This is a genomic window from Kineosporia sp. R_H_3 (assembly GCF_002198675.1).
GTDB lineage: Bacteria > Actinomycetota > Actinomycetes > Actinomycetales > Kineosporiaceae > R-H-3.
On sequence record NZ_MWLL01000025.1, the window covers coordinates 1 to 4,755 of the forward strand.

5 protein-coding genes are annotated in these 4,755 nt (G+C 74.7%); 1 reads left to right on the forward strand and 4 read right to left on the reverse strand.

The window, feature by feature from the left end; translation table 11 throughout:
- The 4 genes from ECOMGDLI_RS02435 to ECOMGDLI_RS02455 form a co-directional block, all read right to left on the reverse strand.
- Positions 1–835, reverse strand: an 835-nt coding sequence (locus tag ECOMGDLI_RS02435) for a FadR/GntR family transcriptional regulator (protein WP_198954474.1), incomplete at its 3' end; no start/stop codon positions are given.
- Positions 836–1,028: 193 nt separating this feature from the next.
- On the reverse strand, positions 1,029–1,994 hold the full coding sequence (locus ECOMGDLI_RS02440; RefSeq protein ID WP_088313252.1) for a sulfite exporter TauE/SafE family protein: 966 nt from the start codon (positions 1,992–1,994) through the stop codon (positions 1,029–1,031).
- A gap of 8 nt (positions 1,995–2,002) precedes the next feature.
- Positions 2,003–2,707: adenylyl-sulfate kinase (gene cysC, locus ECOMGDLI_RS02445; protein ID WP_143447463.1), on the reverse strand; the 705-nt coding region annotated here is incomplete at its 5' end.
- A gap of 698 nt (positions 2,708–3,405) precedes the next feature.
- Positions 3,406–4,194 carry a Bax inhibitor-1/YccA family protein gene (locus ECOMGDLI_RS02455; protein WP_088313258.1) on the reverse strand — a complete coding sequence of 263 codons (789 nt, stop codon included), beginning with the start codon at positions 4,192–4,194 and terminating at the stop codon, positions 3,406–3,408.
- Between the two features lie 177 nt (positions 4,195–4,371).
- On the opposite strand from ECOMGDLI_RS02455, the gene ECOMGDLI_RS02460 reads away from it, so the two are divergent.
- The coding region (locus tag ECOMGDLI_RS02460; RefSeq protein ID WP_088313260.1) for a helix-turn-helix transcriptional regulator at positions 4,372–4,755 on the forward strand (384 nt) is incomplete at its 3' end.

Consider the following 4,755-nt stretch of genomic DNA (forward strand, 5'->3'; position numbering starts at 1 on the left):
GTGCTGCGGGGGCGGATGCGGGTGCTGTCGTGGCCGGGACGGTACCGGCACGGCCGACGAGGCCGCGCAGGAGTGCGGACGTCGCGTCGCAGTGCTCCTCGGCGACCGCGCGGGCGCGCTCGGCGTCCCCGCGCAGGACGGCGTCGACGAGGTCGGCGTGCTGGACGTCCGAGTGGGCGATGTTCGCCCGGAGCACGGGGATCGCCGACAGCAGCTCGGACAGCCGCGACTGGGTCGCCGTCACCGCCTCGACGAGCAGCGGGGAGCCGGCGAGGGTCGCGACCGCGAGGTGCAGGCGGGCGTCCGCGACGCGCCGGCTCGCGTCGTCCGGGGCCTGGGTGACCGCGGCGAGGGCGTCGGCGAGGAACGCGCGCTGTGCCGCCGTGAGCGGTGCGGCGGCCGCGAGCGCCGCGGCACCGGGCTCCACGACGCGGCGGAACAGCAGGACGTCGACCACCTCGGCGCCGGTCCGGGTGCGGGTGTCGGCGGGGGCGACGAGGCCGGGGTGGACGACGACGGTGCCGCCGGAGCGGCCGCGGCTCGTCGTCACGAGGCCGGCCTGCCGCAGGGCGCCGATCGCGTCGCGCAGGGTCGCGCGGCCGACCTTGAGCCGTTCGGCGAGCTCGCGCTCGGGCGGCAGCCGCTCCCCCGCCCGGAAGACGCCGAGCCGGATCGCGGTCGCGAGGTGCTCGACGGTGGACTCGAAGGCGTTGCCGTCCCGGACCGGGCGCAGGACGGCGTCCGGCAGGTCGTGGGGGACGTCCGGGGCACCGGCCCGCTCGTCGGTGGCGTCGTCCGGCCCGCCGGCGCGCGGGAGGTCGGCCGTCACGCTCACCAGACCTCCGCCCGCTGCACCGACTGCTGCACCGACTGCTGCACCGACTGCCCGCACCGACATCAAACCGCCGGAAACAGACCATTGCACGGCCGGACCGACGTCCGGCTGCCGAGGCCGCATCCTGTCGCCGCCGACGAGCGGCTGTCAATGGATCGGCGCCAGACCTTTGCCGGGCGTGGTGCGCGGCAGGTCAGTCCCGCGCGCCGGCGGTCTGCCAGGCCTTGCGGACCACCTCGACGGTCAGTCCGCGCCGCGGCAGCCCGTTGCGCGCCCGGACGCCCGCCCACACCCAGGGGGCCGCGACGACGAGCACGAGCAGGACCACCCCGAGGACAGGCGTCGGCACCCCGAGCAGCTTGAGCGCCGAGGCGAGCAGGACGAGCGCGAGCGCCCGCCGGATGAGCCCGGCCGCGGCCCGCGCCGAGAGCTGGGCCCCGAGCCACACGCCCGGCACGGAGCCGACGAGCAGCGACGTCGTGAGGTCGAGCTGGAAGTCCCCGAAGAGCACGTGCCCGAGCGCCGCGCTCGCGACGAGCGGCACCGCCTGCACGAGGTCGGTCCCGACGAGGGTGTTAGCGCGCAGCGTCGGGTAGAGCGCGAGCAGGGCGATGATGATGAGCGACCCGGAGCCGACCGACGTCATGCCGACGACGAGGCCGCCGACGGCGCCGACGAGCAGGGTCGGCAGCGGCCGGACGACGACGGGCCCGTCGGGGGCCGCCGGCGGCTCCTCACCGCGGGCCCGGGCCGCCTCGGCCCGGGCGGTCGCCACCATCGACATGTACGCCTTGAGGACGAGCCCGCCCGCCGCGAGCAGCAGGGCCACCCCGAGGGAGGTCTTGACGACCGTCTGCACGCCCTCGCCGTCGCCGAGGGCGCGCAGCACGAGGACGCCGAGGAAGGCGCTCGGCACCGAGCCCACCATGAGCCAGCGGACGAGGCCCCAGTTGATCGTCCCGTGGCGCATGTGGACGACGGAGCCGATCGGCTTCATGACGGCCGCGGCGACGAGGTCGCTCGACACGGCGGCGAGCGGGGTCACGTTGAAGAACAGGACGAGGACGGGCGTCATGAGGGCGCCGCCGCCCATCCCGGTGAGGCCGACGACGAAGCCGACGACGAGGCCGGCCACGACGATGGTCAGGTCGAGGTCCACACCAGTTCCTACGGCATGTCGGGGCCCGGACCGTAGCCCTGGGCCGCCGGCTCGTCACGGGGGCCGCCGAGGTGTCCCCGGGCGGCGAGCAGCGCCCACACCGCGTCGACGACGTCCTCGACGGCCCGCCCGGTCGTGTCGACGACGAGGTCGGCGTCGGCCGGTGCCTCGTACGGCGAGGAGATGCCGGTGAAGTCGGCGACCTCGCCGCGCCGCGCCTTGGCGTACAGCCCCTTGCGGTCGCGGCGCTCGCACTCCTCGAGCGGGGTCGCGACGTGCACGAGGAGGAAGTCGGCCCCGGCGTCCTCGACGAGCGCCCGGACCTCCTTGCGGACGGCGTCGAAGGGCGCGATGGGCGCGGCGACCGCGAGCCCGCCGTGCCGGGACACCTCGGCCGCGACGTACCCGATCCGGCGGATGTTGAGGTCGCGGTCGGCCCGGCCGAAGCCGAGGCCGTGCGAGAGCAGCCGGCGCACCTCGTCGCCGTCGAGCATGGTGACCTCGCGGCGGCCGTCGTCGAGGAGCCGCTCGGCGAGCGCCTTGGCCACGGTCGACTTGCCCGAGCCGGACAGCCCCGTGAAGAAGACCGTGACGCCGCGGTACCCGTGGGCGCGCGAGCGCAGCGCCCGCTCGGCGGTGAAGGCCGGGTGCTCGGCGGCGCCGTCCGCAAGGAGGTCCGGGCGCTCGTCGAGGACGCCGGGGCCGACTTCCTCNCCCGGCGCCGACGACGGCGCACCACAGGAGCGTGCGGCCGGCGTCGACGGCGCCGCGGACGACGCGGTCGACGACCTCGGCGGTCAGCGGGGCGGCCACGAGGACCGCGGTGACGTCGTCCGCTCCGTGCGGATCCGCGTCCGCCTGCGCGTCGAGCGCGGCCCGGACCTGTTCCGGGGTGCGGCGGCGGCTGCGCAGCGGGCCGTGCGCGAAGGGCTTGAGCGGCCCGACGGTGCCGTCCCGGACGACGCGCGCGACCGGGGTGCCCTCGGCGTCCTCGAGCTCGACCGTCCAGCCCTCGCGCAGGACGGCGCGGACGTCGTCCGGCGCCGCGTCCTCGAGCGCGAGGAGGGCGTCGGGCGGCAGGGCGGGCAGCGCGCCGGTGACGACGAGCTCGGCGAGCTCGAGGACGGCGCGCGGCGGGTGCCAGCGGACCGTCCCCGGGCTGCCACCGCTGCCGGTGCCGCCGCTGTCGGTGCCGCCGCTGTCGGACCGGTCCGGCGCGACGGTCGTCGCGGCGGCGTACGTCGCCGGGGCCGGGTCGGCCACGTCGCACCCCCATCGGTTCGGCGGCGGGCGGTTCCCGCGGTGCCGGGACCAAAAGGGTGACACGGGGCCCGGCCGTGGCCGGACCCCGTGTCGGACGTCCCGGCGTGTCGCCACGCCGGACGTCAGGGTGCTGCTGCGGTCGTGCGGGTCAGTCGCCGCCCCGCAGGATCGAGATGAGGCGCAGGATCTCCAGGTACAGCCAGACCAGCGTCGTCACGAGGCCGAACGCGGCGACCCAGGCGAACTTCTCCGGGAGCCCGTTGCGGACGCCCTGCTCGATGAAGTCGAAGTCGAGCACGAGGAAGAACGACGCCAGACCCACGCCGAACGCGCTCACGGCGAACGCGATGACCGGGTTGCCGGAGTACACGCTGTTGCCGGTGAACAGCGCGATCGCGAGGTTGATGAGGCCGAACGCCAGGTAGCCGGCACCGGCGATCATGAGGATCTTCGTGAACTTCGGCGAGTTCCGGACGACGCCCGTCTTGTAGAGCACGAGCATCGCGGTGAACGCGGCGAGGGTGCCGAAGACCGCCTGCGGCACGATGCCGTTGTAGGCGGCCGCGTAGTACGCGCTGATGCCGCCGACGAAGACGCCCTCGAGCGCCGCGTAGACGAACATGAGCGGGACCTTGACGGTCTTGCCCATCGACGTGACGAACGCCAGGACCATCGCGACGAGGCCTGCGGCGAGCACGACGAAGAAGCTGGGCTTCCAGATGAAGTACGTCGGGGCCGCGGTCGCGAGAAGCACCGCGAAGAGCGCCCCGGTGCGCACGACGACGTCGTCGATCGTCATGCGGCCGGTGTCGACCGCGCTCGCGGCAGGAGCGGCGTACATGGTCTCGAGGTCGTTGGCGCTCGGGGTGCTGAACGATGCGTACCCCCCGCGCTGGAACTCCTCGCTGCGGTTGAAGATGGGGTTACGGCTCTCCATCGGTCCCTCCGGGATCGATCACGCTGTGGGTCTGCAGGTACCGCGGTGCGCGGCCCTACCACCGTAATGCGCAGGAGAGCCGTCTAGTTCCCGCGGACGGGCGAAATCCTGATCGTCTTTTCGTTGCGTCACGCGAAACGGTTGACACGACTCATCAGCCGGCACTAATCATTAGTCATGGCTGATGCGTTGCGTGCCGTCGACCCGGCGACGGGGGGCCCGCCGGACCCGGCCGGGCCCGTCCTCGACGCTCTCGGCGACCCGACCCGGCGGCGGCTCCTCGGTCTGCTCCGGGACGGCGAACGGACCGTCGCCGACCTCACCGCCGCCCTCCCCGTCACCCAGTCCGCCGTCTCCCAGCACCTGCGGGTGCTGCGGGACGCCGGGCTCGTCAGCGACCGCCCCGACGGCCGCCGGCGCTACTACCGCGTCGAGCGGGACGGCCTGTCCGCCGTCCGGGCGTACGTCGACGCGTTCTGGGACGACGTCCTCGACGCCTTCGCGGCCTACGCAGCCGCACCTGGCAGCCCCGACGCACCCGACTCCCCCGACTCCCCCGAC

Excerpts from the sequence above, each read along its gene's own strand:
- ECOMGDLI_RS02455 (WP_088313258.1), bottom strand. The coding sequence starts at position 4,194 with ATGGAGAGCCGTAACCCCATCTTCAACCGCAGCGAGGAGTTCCAGCGC.